Source organism: Ruegeria sp. YTSA105, assembly GCF_059610225.1.
This window is the reverse complement of record NZ_JBXWNE010000033.1, coordinates 1-1,240: the sequence shown is the minus strand read 5'-3', so window position 1 is coordinate 1,240 and position 1,240 is coordinate 1. Positions and strand designations below refer to the sequence as shown.

Here is a 1,240-nt window from a genome sequence, read left to right as displayed (position 1 = left end):
TATGTTTAGGAAACGGAGGACCTAGAATGGCAAACAAGCGACCGAAGCCGGAAGAGATTGTCTCGAAGTTACGGCAAGTTGAAGTTCTGATGGGGCAAGGCATTTCCCGTCTTGATGCGATCAGGCAGATCGGAGTTGTTGAACAAACCTATTACCGCTAGCGGAAGAAGTACGGTGGAATGGGTGTTGATCAATTGAAGGAACTGAAACGGCTTCAGAAAGAGAACGAACGATTGCGACGTGCGGTTTCTGATCTGACGCTGGACAAACTGATCTTGACGGAAGCCACAAAGGATGAAGGGCGGTTAGCAAACCATCCCGTGGATGGTTTGCAGCCCTGAACGCGAAGCCCTACTGAGCCCCGCTCGTCGTCGTGCTTGTATTAACCATGTACGCAACCGGCTGAACGTTTCCGAGAGACGCGCCTGTCGCGTACTTGGACAACACCGGTCCACGCAACGGCGCATCCCAAGAGGCCGCGCGGACGAGGACAGGCTGGTGGCCGACATGATCGAGCTGACCCGTCAATATGGCCGATATGGCTATCGCAGGATCGCAGCGCTGCTGAGAGAGGCTGGATGGTCTGTCAGCGATGGCGGGTTGAACGGCTTTGGCGACGAGAGGGGCTGAAAGTGCCAGTGAAACAACCGAAGAAAGGGCGGCTCTGGCTAAATGACGGCTCATGCGTTCGGCTACGGCCAGAGTATCGCAACCATGTTTAGTCGTATGACTTCGTTCATTGTCGAACCGACGACGGCAAAGCCTTCAGGACGCTGTACATCCTTGATGAGTACAGCCGGGAATGCTTGGCAATCAGGGTCGAGCGGAAACTGAACTCGACCGATGTAATCGACGTTCTGACAGACCTGTTCATACTTCGCGGCGCGCCCAGTTCATACGTTCTGACAATGGGCCGGAATTTGTCGCCCAGGCGGTCCGAGACTGGATCGCCGCCGTTGGCGCCAAGACGGCTTACATCGAACCTGGCAGCCCGTGGGAGAACGGATATTGTGAAAGCTTCAACGGCCGGGTCAGGGACGAGCTGCTCAACGGTGAGATCTTCTACAGCTTGCGCGAAGCTCAAATCCTGATCGAACAATGGAGGAAACACTACAACACAAAACGTCCCCACAGTGCACTGGGCTACCGCCCGTCAGCTCCCGAAACCATCATCTCAATGGATCACAGGCCAATGATGCACTAACAATCAAATTGAACCAGTCAGATGAGGCTGCTCAAC

1 pseudogene is annotated in these 1,240 nt (G+C 54.7%); it reads left to right on the top strand.

The annotated features are described in order from the left end of the window. The first annotated feature begins 26 nt into the window (after positions 1–26). A pseudogene (locus tag AC2FH2_RS19745) lies at positions 27–1,204 on the top strand (IS3 family transposase). Positions 1,205–1,240: the final 36 nt, after the last annotated feature.